The organism is Pseudomonas sp. DR 5-09, assembly GCF_001655595.1.
GTDB lineage: Bacteria > Pseudomonadota > Gammaproteobacteria > Pseudomonadales > Pseudomonadaceae > Aquipseudomonas > Aquipseudomonas pharyngis.
Genome location: NZ_CP011566.1, coordinates 602,605 through 624,868, shown reverse-complemented (window position 1 = coordinate 624,868; position 22,264 = coordinate 602,605). Strand labels below are relative to the sequence as shown.

The following is a 22,264-nucleotide window of genomic DNA, read 5'->3' as shown; positions in this document are numbered from 1 at the left end:
AAGGGCACGACCTGTAAACAGGATCGTGCCCGATGTTAACCGTCTGACGGACAGGCCGCCAGTCGATCAGGGTGTTGCTTAAGCTGCTACCACGACAACGCGCACGGTGGCTTCAACTTCGGCGTGCAGGTGCACAGCCACGTCGAATTCACCTACGTTGCGGATGGTGCCGTTCGGCAGACGAACTTCGCTTTTCGCCACTTCAACGCCGGAGGCGGTCAGTGCGTCAGCGATGTCGTGAGTACCGATCGAACCGAACAGCTTGCCTTCGTCGCCAGCGGTGGCAGTGATGGTCACTTCCAGCTCGGCCAGTTGGGCAGCACGGCTTTCAGCCGATGCTTTACGGTCTGCGGCGGCTTTTTCCAGCTCAGCGCGACGCTCTTCGAACGCAGCCAGGTTGGCAGCGGTCGCAGCGGTGGCTTTGCCGAAAGGCAGCAGGTAGTTACGGCCGTAACCGGCCTTAACGTTTACTTTGTCGCCCAGGTTGCCCAGGTTGGCGATTTTTTCCAGAAGGATCAGTTGCATGTGGAAATCCTCTTAACTTTTAACCTTCACCGTTCGCGTTATCGGTGTCTTTCGACACCCGACCGCGAAAATCAATCAGGCTGTCGACAATGGCCAGAACCACGAGCAACGGATAGATCAGCTGCATGAACAGCAACAGCGTCACGTACAACCCCACCAGCCAGAAACCGGCCAGTCGCCTTTGCGCCACCAGCCCGTGAATCAGGGCCAGCCCGGCGAACACCAGCGGCACACTGCACAACGGCGTCAACATGGCCATCTGTGCACCGAGATTCGGGCCCAGAAGCATCAACGCCAGCAGCAACATCGCCGGTCCCAGCGGGATCCGGATGGCGCGAAACTCGCGACCAAAACCACCCGGGTTGTACAACAACGCCTGCCAATAACGCCCTACAATCAGGCTCAGCACGCTGACGATCTGCAACAAGGCCGCAATCAGGCCGGTCAGGACCGGTGCGATCAGCGACGCGAAACGCGCCTGCTCGTCTACCGACAATTGTTGGTAGGCATCACCGAGAAGCGCGGGCATGACCTTTACCAAGGCCTGCGCCAGCATCTCGATCTGGGGCGCAAACACCGCCCCGAGCACCACTGAAAACACCAGCCCCATGGCTACGCTGACCAGCAGCGTACGGACCCAGGACTCGCTTGCGCGCAACACCAGCGCAAGCCCCGAAGACCCCAGCAGCACCAGAAGCGCCCGTGGGTCATCGGCATACAACCACCAGATCAATGCCGGCAGCAGTCCCAGCGACACGACGCCCAGGGCGTCGGCCAATCCGCGCCGCAGAAGCACCAGGCTCCCGGCGGCGGCACCCAACCAATACAACAACGGCAATGTTGCACACCCGGCCACTACGAGAGTGGCCTGCATACGGCCGCGCATGATGAACTCAGCTAAGGCACGCATGCATTCAATCCTTTGCTACTTGTCGACTGCCCGGTCTCAGCGGCCGTGGCTGTCGGTGTAGGCCAGCAGGGCCAGGAAGCGGGCGCGCTTGATAGCGGTGGCCAGCTGACGCTGATAACGAGCTTTGGTACCGGTGATGCGGCTTGGAACGATTTTGCCGGTCTCGGATACGTAGGCTTTCAGAGTGTTGAGATCTTTGTAGTCGATCTCCTTCACGTCTTCAGCGGTGAAGCGGCAGAATTTACGACGACGGAAGAAACGTGCCATTTGATAGGCTCCTTAAAAGGTCCGTGGATTACTCGTCAGCGTTATCGCTGTTGTCGCTGTCGCTATCGCTGTCATCGCCATCGGCGCTGCCATCGTGCTCAGGACGTTCGCGACGCTCACGGCGCTCACTGCGGTTTTCTTCAGCCTTGAGCATCTCGGACTGGCCGGTAACGGCTTCGTCGCGACGGATGACCAGGTTACGGATCACAGCATCGTTGTAGCGGAAGTTGTCTTCCAGCTCGGCCAGGGCCTTGCCGGTGCACTCAACGTTCAGCATCACGTAGTGAGCCTTGTGAACATTGTTGATTGCGTAGGCCAGTTGACGACGGCCCCAGTCTTCCAGACGGTGGATTTTGCCGCCGTCTTCTTCGATCAGCTTGGTGTAACGCTCAACCATGCCGCCGACTTGCTCGCTCTGGTCAGGGTGGACCAGAAAGATGATTTCGTAATGACGCATGAATGCTCCTTACGGGTTGTAGCCTGCCGCTCAAAAACGGTCAGACAAGGAGTGAATGACACTTATGGACTTGCTGGCGCGGGGCACATGCATGCCTGCCGCCACAGCAAGGGGCGCAATTGTAGAGAAGGGACTGAAGAGGTGCAAGGCAATTGGTGATTATTTGAACAGCCACACTTTCTGCCACACCAGAAAACACTGTGGGAGCGAGCTTGCTCGCGATGAAGGCTTAACATTCGACATTTATGCTGAATGTTTCACCACTATCGCGAGCAGGCTCGCTCCCACATTTATGACCGCATAAGGCTTAAGCCTTTTTGGCAGCCGCCTTGGCCTTGGCACCGCGCTGACGCTGGGCTTCGAACAGGCACACGCCGGTCGCAACCGAGACATTGAGACTGCTGACGCTACCGGCCATCGGCAAATGCACCAGGTAATCGCAATGCTCGCGGGTCAGGCGGCGCATGCCTTTGCCTTCGGCACCCATGATCAGGATGGTTGGGCCGGTCAGGTCCTGGTCATAGATGCTGACTTCGGCCTCACCCGCCGTACCAACAATCCATAACCCACGCTGCTGGAGTTTTTCCAGGGTGCGCGCAAGGTTGGTGACAGCTACCAGCGGGATCACTTCCGCCGCGCCGCAAGCCACTTTACGTACGACAGGCGTCAGGGTGGCCGACTTGTCTTTCGGCACGATGACCGCCAGCGCACCGGCAGCGTCCGCCGAACGCAGGCAGGCGCCGAGGTTGTGCGGGTCGGTCACGCCGTCGAGCACCAGCAACAGCGGCGCGCCTTCGGTGCGATCGAGCAGCTCGTCGAGCATCGCCTCGCCCCAGACCTGGCTCGGACTGACGTCCGCCACCACGCCCTGGTGCACGCCTTCAACCCAGGCGTCCATTTCGCGGCGCTCGGCCTGACCGATCTGGACCCGGTTTTCGTTGGCCAACTCGATCAGCGTTTGCACGCGCGGATCGTTGCGACTCTCGGCCAGCCAGATCTGCTTGACGCGTTTAGGGTGGTGACGCAGCAACGCTTCTACCGCGTGAACGCCGTAGATTTTTTCCAACTGACTCATGACTTCGCCTTCGGTTTACGCGCCCCGCCACTTTTGGCTGGAGCGGAACCCGCTTTCGGCGGGCCTTTACGGTGTTTGCTCGGTTTGGCTGGCTTGCCGCCGGAAGCCTTGTCAGGCGCCGACCGTCCGGCCTTTCCCCCGGACGCCGCTTTACCACCGTTTTTGGCATCGGCCAGCAAGGCCTTCTTCAATTCACGGCTTTTGCGCAGCTCGGCGTTTTTCGCCACGGCATCGCTCGGACGATAGGCCTCGACAGCCTTCTCCTTGGCCGGACGACGGCTGGCGGTTTTTGCCGGAGCCTTTTCTTCCACAACCTTGGCTGCAGGAGTGGTCGTCTCGGCGCCACGCTTCTTGCGGCCGATCGGCGCGCTGATGGTTTTTTCAGCCATCTCGAAGTCGATCTTGCGCTCGTCGAGATCGACGCGCATGACGCGCACTTCAACGGTATCGCCAAGACGGAAGCTGCGACCGGTACGCTCGCCCGCCAGGCGGTGGTGCACAGGGTCGAAGTGGTAGTAGTCGCCCGGCAGTGCGGTGACGTGCACCAGACCTTCGACGTAGATATCGGTCAGCTCGACGAACAGCCCGAAACCGGTCACGGCAGTGATCACGCCCGGGAACGATTCGCCCACGCGGTCTTTCATGAACTCGCACTTGAGCCAGTTCACCACGTCGCGGGTCGCTTCGTCGGCACGGCGCTCGCTCATCGAGCACTGCTCGCCGAGTTGCTCCAGCGCTGCTTCGTCGTACGGATAGATGCGCGCCTTCGGAATGGTCATCGCACCGGCACGTCGAACGTGCGGGGTGTCCTGTTTCGAATGGATCACGCTGCGGATCGCCCGGTGCGTGAGCAGGTCCGGGTAACGACGGATCGGCGAGGTGAAGTGGGTATAGGCTTCGTAATTCAGGCCGAAGTGGCCTTCGTTCTGGGCGCTGTACACCGCCTGGCTCAGGGAGCGCAGCATCACGGTCTGGATCAGGTGGAAATCCGGACGGTCCTTGATGCTGGCCAACAGTGCCTGATAGTCCTTCGGCGACGGGCCATCCTTGCCTTTGTGCAGGGACAGACCGAGCTCACCCAAGAACGCGCGCAGTTTTTCCAGACGCTCCGGTGGCGGGCCGTCGTGGACACGGTACAGCGCAGGGATCTCGTGCTTCTTCAGGAATTCGGCGGTGGCCACGTTGGCCGCCAGCATGCATTCCTCGATCAGCTTGTGCGCGTCGTTACGGGTGGTCGGACGGATTTCGGCAATCTTGCGCTCGGAACCGAAGATGATCCGGGTTTCCTGAGTTTCGAAATCGATCGCGCCACGTACATGACGGGCAGCCAGCAATACCTTGTACAGCGCGTAGAGCTGCTTGAGGTGCGGCAAGACGTCGGTGTATTCACCGCGAAGCTTGCGCCCTTCGGTCGCCTTCGGAGTTTCCAGCATTGCACTGACCTTGTTGTAGGTCAGACGGGCGTGGGAATGGATCACTGCTTCATAGAAGCAGTAGTCGGTCATTTCGCCGGACTTGGAGATGGTCATCTCGCAAACCATGGCCAGACGATCAACATGCGGATTCAGCGAGCACAGGCCGTTGGAGAGCTGCTCCGGCAGCATCGGCACCACGCGCTCGGGGAAGTACACCGAGTTGCCGCGCACCTGGGCTTCGTTGTCCAGAGCCGAACCGATCTTCACATAGCTGGAAACGTCGGCAATCGCCACGTACAACTTCCAGCCGCCGGAGAACAGGCGCAGTTTGCCCGGCTTGGCTTCGCAGTAGACCGCGTCGTCGAAGTCGCGGGCATCTTCGCCGTCGATGGTGACGAACGGCAGATGGCGCAGGTCGACGCGCTTCTCTTTGTCTTTTTCTTCGACTTCCGGCTTGAGCTTGCCGGCTTCCTTCAGAACGGCTTCAGGCCAGACGTGCGGAATGTCATAGGTGCGCAGGGCGACATCGATTTCCATGCCCGGCGCCATGTAGTTGCCGACCACTTCGATCACATCACCTTGCGGCTGGAAGCGCGGAGTCGGCCAGTGAGTGATTTTCACCTCGACGAACTGACCGATCTGGGCGTTGGCGTTACGGCCCGGCGTCACCAGCACTTCCTGCTGGATCTTCGGGTTGTCCGCGACGACGAAGCCGATACCGCCTTCTTCGAAGTAGCGGCCGACGATGCTTTCGTGGGCACGGGACACCACTTCGACGATCACGCCTTCGCGACGACCGCGACGGTCCAGGCCGGAGACACGGGCCAGGGCACGGTCGCCGTCGAACACCAGACGCATTTGCGCCGGGCTCATGAACAGGTCGTCGGAGCCATCATCCGGCACCAGGAAGCCGAAGCCGTCGCGGTGACCGCTGATGCGACCGAGGATCAGGTCGAGCTTGTCCACCGGCGCATACGTGCCACGGCGGGTATAGATCAGTTGAGCGTCGCGCTCCATGGCGCGCAGGCGGCGGCGCAGGGCTTCGATCTGGTCTTCTGTGGTCAGACCAAACTCTTCGACCAGTTGCTCGCGGGCAGCAGGCGAACCTCGATCAGCAAGGTGCTGAAGGATCAGTTCGCGGCTGGGAATAGGGTTTTCATATTTTTCCGCTTCACGAGCGGCCTCGGGATCGAGGGACTGCCAATCGGCCATTAGAGAGTTTTCACCTTGTCTATATGCGGGTTAGTTTGGCATAGGCGCCATCAAACGGGAAATTTCAGACTATAAAGGCCTTTCTAAAGCCCTCTATCGACGTTCGAAAGCCGTTTTGAACACCGCTGGTAAAAAAAATCATTTTTTTTGCCGGCAGGGGTTTACAGTTAAAAAGTCGCTCCGTATAGTGCGCGCCATCGACGACGTACACACGTTGACGAGATGCCCAGGTGGTGAAATTGGTAGACACGCCAGCTTCAGGTGCTGGTGACCTTACGGTCGTGGAAGTTCGAGTCTTCTCCTGGGCACCAATTTCGAGTTTGAGACTAGATCAGTTTCAAGACTCACACAAAAACCCGCGAAAGCGGGTTTTTTGCATTCCGCGCCCCGCTTTTTCTGAAATTGATTTATTAAAATCAAATCAGGGGTTTACAGATCAAAAGGCGCTCCGTATAGTGCGCCACATCAACAGCGGCGACGCTGAAGATGAAGCCCAGATGGTGAAATTGGTAGACACGCCAGCTTCAGGTGCTGGTGACCTTACGGTCGTGGAAGTTCGAGTCTTCTTCTGGGCACCAATTCAAATTCAAGGTCACGATCTTGAATCTCACAAAAACCCGCGAAAGCGGGTTTTTGCGTTTCCGGGGTTTGGAAAACCTGAATCCCAACGCCTATCAGACCCACCCCTCCCCTGCAAGGCGCACTTGAGAAACAATATCGTTTATCATTGTTGCAAGTTTTTGCAATGCGACAGTGAGGAACCCTGCGAATGATGTTTCGAAATACCCTGCGCCGCGGCTTGACCTTCACCCTGCTCGGCCTGGCCCTCGCCACTCCCCTCGCCCAGGCTGCCGACACGGTTTCCCTGACGCTCTACAACGGTCAACACAAGGAAGTCGGCGACGCGATCGCCAAAGCCTTCGAAGCCAAGACCGGCATTCACGTCAATGTGCGCAAGGGTAGCAGCAACCAGCTCGCCAGCCAGATCATCGAAGAAGGCGACCGCTCACCTGCCGACGTCATCTACACCGAAGAATCCCCGCCGCTGAACAACCTCGGCGAGCAAGGCCTGCTGGCCAAGGCTGACGATGCGACCCTGGCCGTTCTGCCGAAAAAATACGTCGCCGGCAACGGCACCTGGATCGGCGTCACCGCCCGGGTTCGCGTGGTGGCCTTCAACCCGAAACTGATCGACGAAAAAGATCTGCCCAAATCGGTGCTGGATTTCGCCGATCCGCAGTGGCAAGGCAAGGTCGGCTTCGTCCCGACCAGCGGCGCGTTCCAGGAACAGGCCGTGGCCATCATCAAAAAGCACGGTCGCGAAGCCGCCGAAGAATGGCTGACCGGCCTGCGCGCCTTCGGCAAGACCTACAGCAACAACATGGTCGCCCTCAAGGCGGTGGAAAACGGCGAAGTCGCCACCGTGCTGGTGAACAACTACTACTGGTTCGCCCTGCAGCGGGAGAAAGGCCAGCTTGATTCCAAACTGCATTACTTCACCGGCGGCGATGTGGGTGGCCTGATCACCGTGTCCAGCGCAGCCGTGCTGAAATCCAGCAAACATCCAAAAGAAGCCCAGCAATTTCTCGCCTACATGGCCAGCGAAGAAGGCCAGCGCGTGATCACCCAGACCACCGCCGAATACCCGCTGCACAAAGGCATGGAATCGGATCGCGGCCTCAAGCCATTCAGCGAACTGGAAGCGCCGGATGTCACGCCGGCCGATCTGGGTAATGCCGAAGAGGCGCTGGAGCTGGAACGCGAAGTTGGCCTGAACTGATGACCGCATCGTTATCCGCCCCCGCTACACGCGGGGGTTACGTTCCACGGCGCAAACGGCCGTCGATCTGGCTGGTGCTGCCGGTTTTGCTGCTGGTGGTCATGAGCCTGTTGCCGCTGGCCTACGTCGGGCTCAAAGCCTGGCAGGCGGGCTGGACCGAAGCGCTGCATTTACTGTGGCGCCCCTATGTGTTCGGCCTGCTGCGCAACACGCTGGCGCTGATGGTTGGCGTGACCGTGACCTGTGGCGTGATCGGCCTGTCGCTGGCGTGGCTGCTGGAGCGCAGCAACTTGCCGGGGCGACGACTGTGGGGCGTGATTCTTTGCCTGCCGTTCGCAGTGCCAGCGTTTGTCAGCAGCTTCACCTGGGTGTCGCTGAGCGCACAGTTTGAAGGCCTTGGTGGAGCGATCCTGGTGATGAGCCTGTCGAAGTACCCGCTGATCTTTCTGCCGGTGGCCGCTACGCTGCGCAATCTTGATCCTTCTCTTGAGGAGTCCGCTCGCACCCTGGGGCAGAATCGCTGGGGCGTGTTTTTCCGCGTCACCCTGCCGCTGCTCTGGCCTTCCTTGCTGGCCGGTTCGCTGCTGATTGCACTGCACATGCTGGTGGAATTCGGCGCACTGTCGATCATCGGCCTGCAAACTTTCACCACCGCGATCTATCAGCAATTCGAACTGGAATTCAGCAATGCCAACGCGGCGATGCTGTCGGCGGTATTGCTGGCGCTGTGCCTGATGCTGTTGTGGCTGGAGTTGCGGGTGCGCGGCAAGGGACGACATGTACGTACCGGCCAAGGTGCGGCGCGTCGAGCTGAACAAGTGCGACTGGGCCCTTGGGCGATCGCCGGTCAGCTGTATTGCCTGATGCTGGCGATTGTCGGCAGCGGGATTCCGCTCGGCATGCTGGCCTACTGGCTCGCCGTGGGATCGTCAGCGGCATTCCCGGTTGCGGCGATCACTGAAGCCTTGCTGTCTTCATTGGCGCTATCGCTGGGTGGCGCGGGATTGTGTCTGGTGCTGGCAGTGCCGGTCGGATTGCTGGTGGTGCGCTACAAGGGCCAACTGGCGATCTGGGCCGAACGCCTGCCCTATCTGCTGCACGCCCTGCCGGGATTGGTGATCGCGTTGACGCTGGTATATTTCGCCCTGCATTACGTGCCGGCGCTGTACCAGACCTCCGCGCTATTGCTGATCGCCTATGCCCTGCTGTTTCTGCCGCTGGCTCAGGCGCCGATCCGCACGGCGTTGAACAAGGCCGCGCCGCAACTCGAAGAAGCCGCCCGCACCCTCGGAGCCTCTTCGTTCACGGCGTTCTGCCGGGTGACTTTACCGATCATCTTCCCGGCACTGGGCGCAGCGTTTGCGCTGGTGTTTCTGGATGCCATGAAAGAACTGACGGCTACATTGCTGCTGAGTCCGACCGGGCTCAACACATTGGCGACTGAAGTCTGGGCGCATACCGCAAATGTCGAGTTCGCAGCCGCAGCGCCTTATGCGGCGTTGTTGATTGTGGTGTCGGGATTGCCCGTCTACCTGCTGACAACCCGGATGTATTTGAGCCGATAAAAAAATCGCAGCCGAAGCTGCGATTTTTTTTGCCCGCACTATCAGGCCCGGAACTGCCCCAGACTGGCCTTGAGTTGCGCCGCCAGACCATCCAGCACCTTGCCGCTGGCGGTGGTCTCGACCACCGCCTGAGCGGCTTTCTCGGCCTGGGCATGAATCGTTTCGACCCGCCCACGCACAGCCTGCGCGCCCTGCGCCTGATGCGCCGCTGCCTGAGTCGCCAGGCCAATCGCCGCATGCACCTGCTCGACCGACGCCTGCACCGACTGCTGCAGTCGCGCGCTGTCACGCAGCACCAGCAGACCTTCGCTCGCTTGACGCCCAGCCTGACCAATCGCCTCCACCGCCTCACGGGCGCCCTGCTGCAAGGCCACGATGTGCGCCTGAATATCGCCGGTCGAGCTTTGGGTCTTGCTCGCCAACGCCCGGACTTCATCCGCCACCACTGCAAACCCGCGACCGGTCTCGCCGGCACGGGCCGCTTCGATGGCCGCGTTGAGCGCCAGCAGGTTGGTCTGCTCGGCGATGCCGTGAATCACGGTCAGCACCACTTCAATCTGCTCGCTCTGCTGTGCCAGCCGCTCAATGACTTTCGCCCCGGTATCGACCTGCCCCGCCAGCGCCTCGATCAGGCTGCCGACCTTGGCCGAGGTGCGAGTGTTCTCGTCGGTAGCCTGACGAATATCGACCACCTGCTTCAACGCCGCCTGCATCGCATGGCTTTCCGACTGAGCCTCATCGGCCATTTGCGACAGCGCTCGCAGGCTTTCGGCCACTTCATCACGCTGCATCCCGGCCGCTGCGTCGGCCCCGGCGTTGCGCAGGGTCATGGCGCCGATTTCCACACCGGTGCGCTGAGCCACATCCCCGGCCTCGCGCACGATCGGCTGCAACTTGTCCACAAAGCGGTTGACCGCCGAGGCCATGTCGCCGATTTCGTCCTTGCTGTTGATCTGCACGCGTTTGGTCAGATCGCCCTCGCCTGCTGCCAGATCATCCATGGCGGCGTTGAGCATTTTCAGGCGATTGACCACTCGATGACCGAGCACCACCGCTAGCAGCAACAGCACCCCGGCACCGACCAGCGCCAAGCCCATACCGATGCGCCAGCGCAGCGTTGCAGCAGCATCCTGCACGGTACTGGTGGTGTTGGCTTTCATCTCGGCAGCTGTGGACTGCGCCGATTGCAGGCGAGCCTGCATGGCGGTGGCGCTGTCGGCAGCGGCGCCCTTGAGGCTGTCACCGACCAGTTGATCGCTGCTGGCAATCAACGCCGTGAAGCGCTGATCGAGCGCCGCCAGATCGGTTTCAACCGAGGCGGTCGAGACACCCATCAGCACCTTGCCGATTTCCACGCCATTGGGGTTGATTGAGGCTTCGAGGTAGTAGACCGACGGGTCGTTCTTCGCCGCATCCAGCACCTTGTCCAGCGCCCGCTCGCCCTGGCCTTTTTCCAAAAGGGCCTTGTTGATCGGGTTTTCGCGGTTGAGGTAGCGGGTCAGATGCTGGCCGGTGGCGTCGTCATACACCACGAACAGCACGTTGGGATTGCGCTGGGCCCGACGGGCGAATTCGGAGAGGGTCGGCACGTCGCTGTCCCACATGGCACGGGGCGCCACCGAGGCCAGCAACTGGGCCATGTCATTGGCCGAATCCTTCAGGTCTTTTTCCAGAGTCGCACGCAGTTGCGCCTGCTCTTCCTTCAGACGCGAGGAAAGACCGGCGGTAAGGCGCTGACGGGTACTTGAGGAAAGGTTGTCGAGACTCGACGTGACTTCACGTCCGGCCTGCTCCAGCTCACCGGACAACTTCTGGCTGTCGGCGCCCAGGCGAGTGCCAAGATCGGCTTCCAGCGCGGTGACGGTGCTCCGCGTCAGGGCGACGGCCACCAGCACTTGCACCAAAAGGGCGATACCGAGGGTAACGAACACGGGCCGCAACAGACGGCTTTGTAACAGTGAGAGAACGGCTGACACTTTGAATCCCTCTACGTCTGACGCCATTAATTTGATGGCACTCTTGTAGACAGAATCACAGCAAAGGTCATGCCGTCCAACAGGCATAAACGACAAAGGCCCCCGATGAAGGGGCCTTTGTGTTTTTACATCAACGACTTATCAAGCGAACGGATGACGCAGAACGATGGTTTCGTTGCGGTCCGGACCCGTCGAAATAATGTCGATCGGCGCGCCGATCAATTCTTCAACGCGTTTGATGTAGGCACGAGCGTTAGCCGGCAGCTCTTCCAGGGTCTTGGCGCCCACGGTCGATTCGGTCCAGCCTGGCACTTCTTCGTACACAGGCTGCAGACCCACGTAGCTGTCAGCGTCAGTCGGAGCAACGGCATTGCCCTGCGCGTCTTTGTAGCCGGTGCAGATGTTGATGGTTTCCAGGCCGTCGAGTACGTCCAGCTTGGTCAGGCAGATGCCCGAGATGCTGTTCACATCAATAGCACGACGCAGGATAACGGCGTCGAACCAGCCGCAACGACGGGCACGGCCGGTGGTAGCGCCGAACTCGTGACCTTGCTTGGCCAGGTGCGCACCGACTTCGTCGAACAGCTCAGTCGGGAATGGGCCCGAACCTACGCGAGTGGTGTAAGCCTTGGTGATGCCCAGGATGTAGTCCAGGAACATCGGACCAACGCCCGAACCGGTCGCCACGCCACCCGCGGTGGTGTTGGAGCTGGTCACGTACGGATAGGTGCCGTGATCGATGTCGAGCAACGAACCCTGGGCGCCTTCGAACATGATGTCTTTGCCGGCGCGACGCAGGTCGTGCAGCTCGGCAGTCACGTCCAGCATCAGCGGCTTGAGCAGCTCGGCGTATTCCTTGCACTCGGCCAGAGTCTTTTCGTACTCGATGGCAGGCTCTTTGTAGTAACCGACCAGCATGAAGTTGTGGTAGTCCACCAGTTCACGCAGCTTGTCTTCAAAGCGCGGCATGTTGAGCAGATCGCCAACACGCAAGCCACGACGTGCAACCTTGTCTTCGTAAGCCGGGCCGATGCCGCGACCGGTCGTACCGATCTTCAGCTCGCCGCGGGCCTTTTCACGGGCCTGGTCCAGCGCCACGTGGAAGGACAGGATCAGCGGGCAGGAAGGGCTGATGCGCAGGCGCTCGCGCACCGGTACACCCTTCTCTTCCAGCTTGGTGATCTCGCGCAGCAGGGCGTCAGGTGCAACCACCACGCCGTTGCCGATCAGGCACTGCACGCCTTCGCGCAGCACGCCCGACGGGATCAGGTGCAAGACGGTTTTTTCACCGTCGATCACCAGAGTGTGACCGGCGTTGTGGCCACCCTGGTAGCGCACTACGGCGGCAGCATGTTCGGTCAGCAGATCAACGATCTTGCCTTTGCCCTCATCACCCCATTGGGTGCCCAGGACTACGACATTCTTACCCATAACACTTGTCCTCATTCGCGCAAACTTGGTGCCGGCGTCAGCCGGCAGGAAAACTCAAGAAGCCAGTGGCGATACTTGCCAAAGCCCGTTCTGCTGGATCAATTGCCGGTCGCAGTCCGCATCACGGGCGGCGGCCAAAGGTTGTCCAGGCAACGCCTGAACGACACGCTGACCCTCACTGCGCAACTGGCAAACCTGCTGCCAGAGTGCCGCATCCGTACTGTCAGGCATCCAGATACCGCCAGACGGTAGCTCGATCTCAGCACGCCCCAGGGTCACCAGGGTTTTCAAATCGGTGGAGAAGCCCGTGGCCGGACGGGCGCGACCGAAGTCGGCGCCGATGTCGTCGTAGCGACCGCCCTGGGCGATGGACTGGCCAACACCCGGCACGAATACCGCAAACACCACACCGGTGTGGTAGTGATAACCGCGCAGTTCGCCCAGATCGAAGTACAGCGGCAGCTCCGGGAAGCGCACCGACAGACGCTCGGCGATCGCCAGCAAATCTTCCAGCGCCGCCAGTACCGGCGCTGGCGCATTGGCCAGACGCTCGCGGGCAGCGCTCAGCACTTCACGGCCGCCGCACAGGTCGACCAGCGCGCGCAACATGCCGGACAGATCGGCCGGCAGGCCTTCGGTCAAGGTAATGACCTCGTCGATGGCCTTGCGTTGCAATGCATCGAACAACTGCTGCTCGACTTCACCCGACAGACCGGCCGCCTGGGCCAGACCGCGGTAGATGCCGACATGCCCGAGGTCCATGTGCACGTCCGGCACGTCGGCCAGTTGCAGCATGGCCAGCATCAGGCTGATGACTTCAACGTCGCTGCTCGGGCTGGCATCGCCGTACAACTCGGCGCCCAGTTGGATCGGGCTGCGCGAGGACGACAAGGCACGCGGCTGGGCATGCAGCACGCTGCCGGCGTAGCACAGACGGCTCGGGCCTTCGCGACGCAGGGTGTGCGCATCGATGCGCGCCACTTGCGGCGTGATGTCGGCACGGAAACCCATCTGCCGGCCCGATTGCGGGTCGATGACCTTGAAGGTACGCAGATCCAGGTCCTGGCCCGCGCCGGTCAGCAGGGATTCCAGGTACTCGATATGGGGAGTCACGACAAACTCGTAACCCCAGCTCTGGAACAGATCCAACACCTGACGACGCGCGACTTCAATGCGCGCCGCTTCCGGTGGCAGTACTTCTTCGATGCCATCTGGCAGCAGCCAGCGGTCTACCGTTGCCATTACGCCATTCCCCTTAGATCCGGGCGGCCAGCCCGAGGGCGAGCCTTGAGTGAAGCAGAAAATGACCGGCCCGTTCAAAACGCACGCGCATGAACGACGCGGCGAAAGGCCTGTTACCGGCTTCGCCCATCACTTTCCTCGAAAAACTGTCGGGCCATTCAACCCGATCTTCTGCAACAAAAACAGCAATCAAACGTGCAGACGCAAAAAAGCCGGGAATTTCCCGGCTGCCGCATCATACACACGTTTTCCCAAAGGATCACCCCGCCCGAGGTATTAGCCGCCGGGCGGAATGATTCAGGTCAACGTCGTATCAAGGCTTGGACTTTTCCAGATAACGGAAGAAGTCACTGCTTGGGTCGAGGACCAGGACGTCGGATTTGTTCGCGAAGCTTTCACGGTAGGCACGCAGGCTACGGTAGAAACCGTAGAATTCCTGATCCTGGCCGTAGGCCTTGGAGTAGATCGCAGCGGCCTGGGCATCACCGTCACCGCGAATCTCTTCGGATTCACGATAGGCTTCAGCCAGCAGCACACGGCGTTGACGATCGGCGTCGGCACGGATGCCTTCGGCCAGCTCGTTACCCTTGGCGCGGTGCTCGCGAGCTTCACGCTCACGCTCGGTGCTCATACGTTCGAACACGCTGCGGTTCACTTCTTTCGGCAGATCGATGGCCTTGACCCGGACATCGACCACTTCGATACCCAGCTCTTTTTCAGCCATCTTGTTCAGCGACGCGGTGATGTCAGCCATCAGCGCATCGCGCTCACCCGACACCACTTCGTGCAGGGTGCGCTTACCGAACTGGTCACGCAGACCCGATTCCAGACGACGGGACAGACGCTCGTCAGCGATCTGCTTGAGGCCGGACGTTGCGGTGTAGAAGCGCTCGGCATCTTTCACGCGCCACTTGGCATAGGCATCGACCATCACGGCTTTCTTTTCCAGCGTCAGGAAGCGCTGTGTCGGTGCATCCAGCGTCATCAGACGTGCGTCGAATTTACGCACCTGGTTAACGTAAGGCACTTTCACATGCAGACCCGGCTGAACATCAGCCTGAACCACGCGACCGAACTGCAGCAACACCGCACGCTCGGTCTGAGCCACGATGTAGAAACAGTTCCAGCCAACCAGTACCACGACAACGCCAACGATCAGGGCGATCAGCGATTTATTGCTCATCAGCGGGTCTCCCTTGTACGCGACTGCGGCACGTCAGTGACATGCGGCGTGACGTCCGTGTTGTTGCTGGCGGCAGCCGAACCGGTGACCGGTGCATTGCTGCCCGAACTGTTCTGAATCATCTTGTCCAGCGGCAGGTAAAGCAGGTTGCTCTGGCCGTTCTTGTTGCCGGTCACGAGCACCTTGCTGGTGCTGCTGAAGACTTCCTGCATGGTGTCCAGGTACAGGCGCTGGCGAGTGACCTCGGGCGCCTTGCGATACTCGGCAACCAGTTTGGTGAAGCGATCTGCCTCACCCTTGGCGCGCGAGACCGTTTCGTCACGGTAACCGTTGGCATCTTCAAGGATACGCTGGGCCTGACCACGGGCTTCCGGCACCACGCCGTTGGCGTAGGTTTCAGCCTGGTTGCGCGAACGCTGCTCGTCTTCACGGGCGCGGATCACGTCATCGAAGGCTTCCTGCACTTCACGCGGTGCCGCTGCGCTTTGTACGTTGACCTGGGTAACGGTGATACCGGTGCGATAGGTATCGAGGAAACGTTGCAGACGCTCCTTGATCTCGCTGGCCATCAGCTCACGACCTTCGGTCAGCACCTGGTCCATCGCGGTGGAACCCACCACATGGCGCAGCGCACTGTCGGTAGCATGTTGCAGGCTGATTTCCGGCTGGTCGACGTTCAGCACGAAGTCCTGCAGGTTGCTGATCTTATACTGCACGGTCAGCGGCACTTCGACGATGTTCTCGTCTTCGGTCAGCATCTGGCCCTGCTTGGTGTAGGCACGCTCACGCGTGACGTTCTCCATGTACTTCTTGTCGATCGGCGGGAAGTAGATGTTCAGGCCGGGACCGACAGTCTCGTAGTACTTGCCGAAGCGCAGCACCACGGCCTGCTCCTGCTCGTCCACAACGTACACCGCGCTGTACAGCCAGACGGCCGCCAGCACGACAAGGCCGATGCCGAGCAGGCCGCCGAAGCCGCCGCTCTTGCCCGAGCCACCACCGTCATCACCGCGTTTTTTTCCACCACCGAACAACCCGTTCAGGCTTTCCTGCAGCTTTCGGAAGGCCTCGTCGAGATCCGGCGGTCCCTTGCGGTCGCCGTTGTTGCGACGCTTGCCACCCCAAGGATCCTGATTGTTCGAGTTGCCACCCGGCTCATTCCAAGCCATAGCGCTCTCCATCTGATAAAGCAAAGACGCACCCACGGCGCGCCGACCAATGCTACAGAATGCCTGCCGTTGCGGCACAACCGCTTTGCCAGGCTTTTATTGCAAAGTGTGTTGCTCGATGAACTCCGTCGGCACAACGCCTTCACGACTGACCAGTCGATTGAGCTCCGAGCGTGGCAATCGAACGGCCAGCAAGCTGACCCCTTCTTCGTCGTGTTCTTCTTTCTGTACCGCGCCCAGTTCGAAGAACTGTGCACGCAGACGCGCGAACCGCTGAGGCAGGCGCAAGGTTCCCACGAACAGGTCACTGCCCAACAACTCGGCAATCGCCTGCTCGAGCAATTCCAGACCGGTGCCATCACGCGCCGACAGCCAGACCCGCTGGGGCTTGCCGTTTTCATCGCGCTGGATTTGTGGCTCAACGCCTTCAAGCAAATCGAGTTTGTTATAGACCTCGAGGATCGGCAAGTCCTGGGCACCGATCTCGCCCAGCACCACCATCACCTGCTCGATCTGCAACATGCGATCCGGTTCGGCCGCATCGATCACGTGCAACAGCAGATCGGAGTTGCTCGACTCTTCGAGCGTAGACCGAAATGCCTCGACCAGTTTGTGCGGCAAGTGGCGGATGAAGCCCACGGTGTCGGCCAGGACAATCGGCCCCAGGTCGTCCAGATCCAGACGGCGCAGGGTCGGATCGAGCGTGGCGAACAGCTGGTCAGCCGCGTACACGTCGGACTTGGTCACGTTATTGAACAGCGTGGATTTACCGGCGTTGGTATATCCCACCAGAGATACGGTAGGGATATCCGCACGCGAGCGGCCGCGACGCGACTGTTCGCGCTGGCTGCGCACTTTCTCCAGACGGCCCTTGATCTGGCGCAGGCGAACCCGCAGCAGTCGCCGGTCGGTTTCGAGCTGGGTTTCACCCGGGCCGCGCATGCCGATACCGCCACCCTGACGCTCAAGGTGAGTCCAGCCGCGAACCAGCCGGGTGCTCATGTGGTCAAGCTGGGCCAGTTCGACCTGGAGCTTGCCCTCATGGGTACGGGCGCGTTGGGCGAAAATATCGAGAATCAGACCGGTACGGTCGATCACGCGACACTCGAAAACACGTTCGAGGTTACGTTCCTGACTGGGCGTAAGGGTGTGATTGAAGATGACCAGATCGGCTTCTTCGGCGTGGACCAGGTCGCGCAGTTCCTCGACCTTGCCGCTGCCAATCAGGTATTTGGCGGTTGGCCGATGACGCGGCACGTTAAAAAACGCAACGGTCTCGGCGCCAGCCGAATTTGCCAGTTCCTGAAACTCCTGCGGATCTTCGCGCGCCTCAGGGTCCTGTCCATCCAAGTGAACGAGGATGACTCGTTCACCACCACCGTGGCGCTCAAAGAACAAAGGAGACTCCTATCAGGCGTTACCTGGCTCAGCGTCACCTGCTTCGGATTCGGTTGCGCTTGGCAGACGAATTGGACGAACCGGCACGACTGTAGAGATAGCGTGTTTGTAAACCATCTGGCTGACGGTGTTCTTCAGCAGGATAACGAACTGGTCGAACGACTCGATCGTGCCTTGCAGTTTGATCCCGTTCACCAGGTAGATGGAAACCCCCACTTTCTCTTTACGTAAAGTATTCAAGTAAGGGTCTTGTAGCGAATGCCCTTTTGACATGTGCCGCACTCCTTTAAGGATTCAATATAAAAAATAGGTAAACAGATGGCTTTTGCCGCCACACCCCCAAGGATAGACGGCAATTGCAAGGACTCAGCTCAATATGGAGATCGTCCCAAGGTATTTCAAGGCGCGTGGCAGATTGTCGCAATCCAGACTGTCGAGCCAGTGTAAATCTTTCCAGCTGCGCAGCCAGGTGAACTGGCGTTTGGCCAATTGGCGCGTGGCGATGATGCCCCGTTCCTGCATCTCGGCCGACGTCAGCTTGCCATCCAGGTAGTCCCAGACCTGGCGGTAGCCTACCGCACGTATAGACGGCAACCCGGCATGCAGGTCACTTCTATTACGCAGGGCTACGACCTCGTCGATGAATCCCTGTTCCAGCATATTTGTGAATCTTTGTTTAATGCGCTCGTGCAATACCTGCCGATTAGTTGGAGCAATCGCCAGGTTCGCGACAGTATAGGGCAATTGTTGCAGTCCCGATGCGGCCGCTTCAGCACTTTGCGCAGATTGTTGCAGGCGCAGCGCAGTCATGCTCTGACCGCTGACCCGGTAAACTTCCAGCGCACGACTCAGCCGTTGTGGATCGTTCGGATGGATGCGTGCCGCCGACTCCGGATCGATGACCGCCAGTTGATCGTGCAGGGCCTGCCAGCCAAGGCGCGCGGCCTCTTCTTCGATCTGCGCGCGAACCTCGGGATCGGCCGCCGGCATGTCCGCCAGACCTTCGATCAAAGCCTTGTAATAGAGCATCGTGCCGCCCACCAGCAGCGGAATTTTTCCACGTGCGGTGATCTCGGCCATGGCCTCCAGCGCATCGCGACGGAAATCCGCTGCCGAATAAGCTTCGGCCGGATCGAGAATGTCGATCAGTCGATGAGGGAATTCGGCCAGCAGTTCTTTGGAAGGCTTGGCGGTGCCGATGTCCATGCCGCGATAAACCAGCGCCGAATCGACACTGATCAGCTCGCACGGCAGCACCTTGGTCAGCTCGATGGCCAGATCGGTCTTGCCCGCAGCGGTCGGGCCCATCAGGAAAATCGCTGGAGGAAGCTGGCTCATCAACGACCGCGCAGGAACAGTTTGTCCAGATCGTCCAGGCCCAGTTGGGTCCAGGTCGGTCGGCCATGGTTGCACTGACCGCTGCGCTCGGTATTTTCCATGTCGCGCAGCAGGCCGTTCATTTCCGGCAAGGCCAGGCGGCGGTTGGCGCGGATCGCGCCGTGGCAGGCCATGGTGCCGAGCAGTTCGTTCAGATGCGCCTGAATCCGGTCGCTGGTGCCGTATTCCATCAAGTCCGACAGCACATCGCCCACCAGTCGGTTGGCTTCGGCCTGTTTGAGCAGGGCCGGAATCTGCCGGATGGCCAGGGTTTCGGGGCCAAGGCGCTGCAATTCAAAACCGAGGCGCTGGAACCATGCCGCATGTTCTTCGGCGCAATCGGCCTCGCGCTGACTGACCGCCAGCGATTCCGGCACCAGCAGCGGCTGGCCGCTCAGGCCTTCGCTGGCCATGGCGATCTTCAGGCGCTCATACATGATCCGCTCGTGAGCGGCGTGCATGTCCACCAAAACCAGGCCTTGGGCGTTCTCGGACAGAATGTAAATGCCCTTGAGCTGAGCCAGCGCGTAGCCAAGCGGCGGAATGTCTTCCTGACCGGCTGGCAATGCATTGGCATTGGCCTCGGGCAGCGGCGCAAAAAACTCGCGGTACGCGGCCTGGGCCTCGGCTACCGGCACGGTCGATTGCGGACGTGGCGTGTATTGATACTGATAAGCGCCGCCAGCGCTGGCGCCCGACGAGGTATTGAACGCCGGTTGCGCCTGCGGTTGCTCCAGCAACGCATTGGCCGCCAGACGCATTTCGCCCTGCGGCCCGAATTCACCGGCTTCAAGGCCGGTCGGCCGGACGATCGCGGTGGTGACCGAACCGGCAAGCTGATCTTCCGGCCGCACATCGCCGAGGGCACGGTGCAAGGTGCCATACAGGAAGTCATGCACCATGCGCCCGTCACGGAAGCGCACTTCGTGCTTGGTCGGGTGCACGTTGACGTCGACCGCTGCCGGGTCGACCTCGAAAAACAGCGCAAACGTCGGATGCCGGCCGTTGAACAGCACATCGCGATAGGCCTGACGCACCGCGTGGGCCACCAGTTTGTCGCGCACCGCACGGCCGTTGACGAAGAAATACTGCAAGTCCGCCTGACTGCGGTTGAAGGTCGGCAGACCGACCCAGCCCCACAAATGCAGGCCATTGCGTTCGATCTCGATCGGCAACGCCTGCTCGAGGAAGCCTGAACCGCAGATCGCCGCCACACGCCGGGCGCGGGCCGCATCATCGTGGGCTTCGTGCAGGCTGAGGATGGTCTTGCCGTTGTGGCGCAAATGGAAAGCCACGTCGAAACGCGCCAGCGCCAGACGCTTGATCACTTCCTGCAGGTGATCGAATTCGGTTTTTTCAGTCTTGAGGAATTTGCGTCGCGCAGGGGTGTTGAAGAACAGGTCACGGACTTCCACCGAAGTGCCGACCGGGTGCGCCGCCGGCTGCACGCGGGGCGCCATGTCGCGGCCTTCGGTCTCGACCTGCCAGGCCTGATCGGCGTCGCGGGTGCGCGAGGTCAGGGTCAGACGCGCCACGGAGCTGATCGAAGCCAAAGCCTCGCCCCGGAAACCCAGGCTCATCACCTGTTCAAGGTCTTCCAGGTTACGGATCTTGCTGGTGGCGTGACGGGCCAAGGCCAGCGGCAGGTCATCGGCGGAAATACCGCTGCCGTCGTCGCGCACTCGCAGCAGTTTGACACCGCCCTGCTCGACATCGACGTCGATACGCTTGGCGCCGGAGTCGAGGCTGTTTTCCAGCAGCTCCTTGATCACCGAGGCCGGGCGTTCGACCACCTCACCGGCGGCGATCTGGTTCGCCAGCCGCGGGCTGAGCAGTTCAATGCGGGCAGCGTTCAGGACCTGATTCATTCTTTGGACGCCAGTTCGGTGCCGGGAATGGTCAGGTGCTGGCCGACTTTCAGATCATCGCTTTTCAGATTGTTGGCGCTACGCAGTGTGGCCGGCGAAATCTGATAACGCACGGCAATCATCGCCACGGTCTCACCCGGACCTACCCGGTGATCACGCGGCCCCTGAGCGATCTTGCCCGAATCACGCAGCCAGGCGATGTAAGTGCCCGGTGGCGGATTTTGCTGGAAGAACTGACGCACGCCGCTGCTGATCGAACGCGCCAGCGCCTGCTGGTGGCTCGCTGCCGAGAGCTTGTTCGCTTCGTTGGCGTTGGAGATGAAGCCGGTTTCCACCAGGATCGACGGGATGTCCGGCGATTTCAGCACCATGAACCCGGCCTGTTCCACGCGCTGCTTGTGCAGCGGGGTGACCCGGCCAATATTGGTCAGAACCTTCTGGCCGACGTTGAGGCTGGAGGTCAGCGAGGCGGTCATCGACAGGTCGAGCAGAACGCCGGCCAGCATGCGGTCCTTGTCGTCGAGGCTGACGTTGCCGGCACCGCCGATCAGGTCGGAACGGTTTTCGCTGTCGGCCAGCCAACGGGCGGTTTCCGAGGTGGCGCCACGATCGGACAGGGCGAACACCGACGCACCAAACGCGGCCGCAGAAGGCGCGGCGTCGGCGTGGATCGAGACAAACAGATCGGCGCCCTTCTTGCGGGCAATCTCGGTACGGCCGCGCAGCGGGATGAAGTAGTCGCCGGTACGGGTCAGTTCGGCGCGGAAGCCTTTCATGCCGTTGACCTGACGCTGCAACTCGCGGGCGATCTGCAGTACCACGTCTTTTTCGCGCTGGCCGCGAGAACCCGATGCGCCCGGGTCTTCACCGCCGTGACCGGCGTCGATGACCACGATGATGTCGCGCTTTCCGGCCGGGGCCGGTGGCAGTTTGATCGCAGGTTCAGCCGGCGTGACAGGCACCGCCGGTACGGTAGCGACCGACGGCGTCGGCGCAGGCGGTGGCGCCGCGTCTGCCGGGTTGTCGAACAGATCGACCACCAGACGGTTGCCATACTGGGCGTTCGGCGCCAGCGAGAAGCTTTTCGGGGTGACCGCTTTTTTCAGGTCGATGACCACCCGCAGGTCGGTCGGCGTGCGCTGGGCCGAACGCATCGCAGTGATCGGCGTATTGGCGGTCTGCACATTGAGCGGCGCGCCGAGGGTGGCGCCGTTGATGTCGATCACCAGACGATCCGGCGCGGTCAGCGTGAAGACGCTGTGCTGCACCGGGCCTGTCAGGTCGAACACCAGTCGCGTGTTGTCCGGCGCCCGCCACAGGCGCACGCTGTTGACCTTCGTCTCGGCCACAGCGTTGACGGTAACTGCCATCAACATCAGTCCAACGGCAGCCACCAACGCGCGAAAGCGCATAC

Annotated in this window: 18 protein-coding genes and 2 tRNA genes; 4 read left to right on the top strand and 16 right to left on the bottom strand. The window is 60.8% G+C overall.

Annotated features, from left to right (window positions below; genetic code table 11):
* Positions 1 to 78 precede the first annotated feature (78 nt).
* The 6 genes from rplI to rnr form a co-directional block, all read right to left on the bottom strand.
* Entirely contained in the window at positions 79 to 525 is a 447-nt protein-coding gene (gene rplI, locus PDR5_RS02725) for a 50S ribosomal protein L9 (RefSeq protein ID WP_003186385.1), read from the bottom strand.
* A 19-nt stretch (positions 526 to 544) separates the two neighbouring features.
* Positions 545 to 1,435: a hypothetical protein gene (locus PDR5_RS02720; RefSeq protein ID WP_064593113.1), complete on the bottom strand. Its 891-nt coding sequence runs from the start codon at positions 1,433 to 1,435 to the stop codon at positions 545 to 547.
* 36 nt (positions 1,436 to 1,471) lie between these two features.
* Positions 1,472 to 1,702, bottom strand: a complete 231-nt coding sequence (gene rpsR / locus PDR5_RS02715; RefSeq protein ID WP_002551829.1) for a 30S ribosomal protein S18 — start codon at positions 1,700 to 1,702, stop codon at positions 1,472 to 1,474.
* Positions 1,703 to 1,730: 28 nt separating this feature from the next.
* The gene (gene rpsF, locus PDR5_RS02710) at positions 1,731 to 2,159 is read right to left on the bottom strand and encodes a 30S ribosomal protein S6 (RefSeq protein ID WP_007950702.1); all 429 of its coding nucleotides are present in this window, start codon (positions 2,157 to 2,159) and stop codon (positions 1,731 to 1,733) included.
* A 307-nt stretch (positions 2,160 to 2,466) separates the two neighbouring features.
* Positions 2,467 to 3,234 (bottom strand): 23S rRNA (guanosine(2251)-2'-O)-methyltransferase RlmB, encoded by a 768-nt coding sequence (gene rlmB / locus PDR5_RS02700; protein ID WP_007950704.1) that lies wholly within the window; start codon positions 3,232 to 3,234, stop codon positions 2,467 to 2,469.
* The gene (gene rnr, locus PDR5_RS02695; protein ID WP_064593109.1) at positions 3,231 to 5,861 is read right to left on the bottom strand and encodes a ribonuclease R; all 2,631 of its coding nucleotides are present in this window, start codon (positions 5,859 to 5,861) and stop codon (positions 3,231 to 3,233) included. Before rnr ends, rlmB begins: the two co-directional genes overlap by 4 nt.
* A gap of 224 nt (positions 5,862 to 6,085) precedes the next feature.
* On the opposite strand from rnr, the gene PDR5_RS02690 reads away from it, so the two are divergent.
* The 4 genes from PDR5_RS02690 to PDR5_RS02675 all read left to right on the top strand — a co-directional run bounded on the left by PDR5_RS02690 (position 6,086) and on the right by PDR5_RS02675 (position 9,206).
* Positions 6,086 to 6,172, top strand: a tRNA-Leu gene (locus PDR5_RS02690).
* 180 nt (positions 6,173 to 6,352) lie between these two features.
* Positions 6,353 to 6,439 (top strand) — tRNA-Leu (locus PDR5_RS02685).
* Positions 6,440 to 6,630: 191 nt separating this feature from the next.
* On the top strand, positions 6,631 to 7,641 hold the full coding sequence (locus PDR5_RS02680; RefSeq protein WP_064593107.1) for an extracellular solute-binding protein: 1,011 nt from the start codon (positions 6,631 to 6,633) through the stop codon (positions 7,639 to 7,641).
* A complete protein-coding gene (locus PDR5_RS02675; protein ID WP_064593105.1) occupies positions 7,641 to 9,206 on the top strand; it encodes an ABC transporter permease in 1,566 nt (521 codons plus the stop codon). Before PDR5_RS02680 ends, PDR5_RS02675 begins: the two co-directional genes overlap by 1 nt.
* Positions 9,207 to 9,247: 41 nt before the next feature.
* On the opposite strand, the gene PDR5_RS02670 is transcribed toward PDR5_RS02675, so the two are convergent.
* From PDR5_RS02670 to PDR5_RS02625, 10 genes are all read right to left on the bottom strand, one after another.
* Positions 9,248 to 11,182 carry a methyl-accepting chemotaxis protein gene (locus PDR5_RS02670; protein ID WP_039766777.1) on the bottom strand — a complete coding sequence of 645 codons (1,935 nt, stop codon included), beginning with the start codon at positions 11,180 to 11,182 and terminating at the stop codon, positions 9,248 to 9,250.
* A 141-nt stretch (positions 11,183 to 11,323) separates the two neighbouring features.
* Positions 11,324 to 12,613, bottom strand: coding sequence for an adenylosuccinate synthase (locus PDR5_RS02665; RefSeq protein ID WP_007950715.1), 1,290 nt, complete (start codon positions 12,611 to 12,613; stop codon positions 11,324 to 11,326).
* Positions 12,614 to 12,667: 54 nt separating this feature from the next.
* The gene (locus PDR5_RS02660; RefSeq protein WP_011332186.1) at positions 12,668 to 13,855 is read right to left on the bottom strand and encodes an ATP phosphoribosyltransferase regulatory subunit; all 1,188 of its coding nucleotides are present in this window, start codon (positions 13,853 to 13,855) and stop codon (positions 12,668 to 12,670) included.
* A gap of 313 nt (positions 13,856 to 14,168) precedes the next feature.
* The gene (hflC, locus tag PDR5_RS02655) at positions 14,169 to 15,038 is read right to left on the bottom strand and encodes a protease modulator HflC (RefSeq protein ID WP_007950723.1); all 870 of its coding nucleotides are present in this window, start codon (positions 15,036 to 15,038) and stop codon (positions 14,169 to 14,171) included.
* Positions 15,038 to 16,207 (bottom strand): FtsH protease activity modulator HflK, encoded by a 1,170-nt coding sequence (hflK, locus tag PDR5_RS02650; protein WP_039766653.1) that lies wholly within the window; start codon positions 16,205 to 16,207, stop codon positions 15,038 to 15,040. Before hflK ends, hflC begins: the two co-directional genes overlap by 1 nt.
* 96 nt (positions 16,208 to 16,303) lie before the next feature.
* On the bottom strand, positions 16,304 to 17,605 hold the full coding sequence (gene hflX, locus PDR5_RS02645; RefSeq protein ID WP_064593103.1) for a ribosome rescue GTPase HflX: 1,302 nt from the start codon (positions 17,603 to 17,605) through the stop codon (positions 16,304 to 16,306).
* Between the two features lie 12 nt (positions 17,606 to 17,617).
* Entirely contained in the window at positions 17,618 to 17,878 is a 261-nt protein-coding gene (gene hfq / locus PDR5_RS02640) for an RNA chaperone Hfq (protein WP_007902656.1), read from the bottom strand.
* A gap of 93 nt (positions 17,879 to 17,971) precedes the next feature.
* The gene (miaA, locus tag PDR5_RS02635; protein WP_064593101.1) at positions 17,972 to 18,943 is read right to left on the bottom strand and encodes a tRNA (adenosine(37)-N6)-dimethylallyltransferase MiaA; all 972 of its coding nucleotides are present in this window, start codon (positions 18,941 to 18,943) and stop codon (positions 17,972 to 17,974) included.
* Positions 18,943 to 20,850, bottom strand: coding sequence for a DNA mismatch repair endonuclease MutL (mutL, locus tag PDR5_RS02630; RefSeq protein WP_039766643.1), 1,908 nt, complete (start codon positions 20,848 to 20,850; stop codon positions 18,943 to 18,945). Before mutL ends, miaA begins: the two co-directional genes overlap by 1 nt.
* Complete coding sequence (locus tag PDR5_RS02625) at positions 20,847 to 22,226, bottom strand: N-acetylmuramoyl-L-alanine amidase (protein ID WP_371857703.1); 1,380 nt, start codon at positions 22,224 to 22,226, stop codon at positions 20,847 to 20,849. Before PDR5_RS02625 ends, mutL begins: the two co-directional genes overlap by 4 nt.
* Positions 22,227 to 22,264 lie beyond the last annotated feature (38 nt).

Bases quoted from the DNA above. Each gene is read 5' to 3' on its own strand.
- rplI (WP_003186385.1), bottom strand. From the start codon at position 525: ATGCAACTGATCCTTCTGGAAAAAATCGCCAACCTGGGCAACCTGGGC.
- PDR5_RS02720 (WP_064593113.1), bottom strand. From the start codon at position 1,435: ATGCGTGCCTTAGCTGAGTTCATCATGCGCGGCCGTATGCAGGCCACT.
- rpsR (WP_002551829.1), bottom strand. From the start codon at position 1,702: ATGGCACGTTTCTTCCGTCGTCGTAAATTCTGCCGCTTCACCGCTGAA.
- rpsF (WP_007950702.1), bottom strand. From the start codon at position 2,159: ATGCGTCATTACGAAATCATCTTTCTGGTCCACCCTGACCAGAGCGAG.
- rlmB (WP_007950704.1), bottom strand. From the start codon at position 3,234: ATGAGTCAGTTGGAAAAAATCTACGGCGTTCACGCGGTAGAAGCGTTG.
- rnr (WP_064593109.1), bottom strand. From the start codon at position 5,861: ATGGCCGATTGGCAGTCCCTCGATCCCGAGGCCGCTCGTGAAGCGGAA.
- PDR5_RS02680 (WP_064593107.1), top strand. From the start codon at position 6,631: ATGATGTTTCGAAATACCCTGCGCCGCGGCTTGACCTTCACCCTGCTC.
- PDR5_RS02675 (WP_064593105.1), top strand. From the start codon at position 7,641: ATGACCGCATCGTTATCCGCCCCCGCTACACGCGGGGGTTACGTTCCA.
- PDR5_RS02665 (WP_007950715.1), bottom strand. From the start codon at position 12,613: ATGGGTAAGAATGTCGTAGTCCTGGGCACCCAATGGGGTGATGAGGGC.
- PDR5_RS02660 (WP_011332186.1), bottom strand. From the start codon at position 13,855: ATGGCAACGGTAGACCGCTGGCTGCTGCCAGATGGCATCGAAGAAGTA.
- hflC (WP_007950723.1), bottom strand. From the start codon at position 15,038: ATGAGCAATAAATCGCTGATCGCCCTGATCGTTGGCGTTGTCGTGGTA.
- hflK (WP_039766653.1), bottom strand. From the start codon at position 16,207: ATGGCTTGGAATGAGCCGGGTGGCAACTCGAACAATCAGGATCCTTGG.
- hfq (WP_007902656.1), bottom strand. From the start codon at position 17,878: ATGTCAAAAGGGCATTCGCTACAAGACCCTTACTTGAATACTTTACGT.
- miaA (WP_064593101.1), bottom strand. From the start codon at position 18,943: ATGAGCCAGCTTCCTCCAGCGATTTTCCTGATGGGCCCGACCGCTGCG.
- mutL (WP_039766643.1), bottom strand. From the start codon at position 20,850: ATGAATCAGGTCCTGAACGCTGCCCGCATTGAACTGCTCAGCCCGCGG.
- PDR5_RS02625 (WP_371857703.1), bottom strand. From the start codon at position 22,226: ATGTTGATGGCAGTTACCGTCAACGCTGTGGCCGAGACGAAGGTCAAC.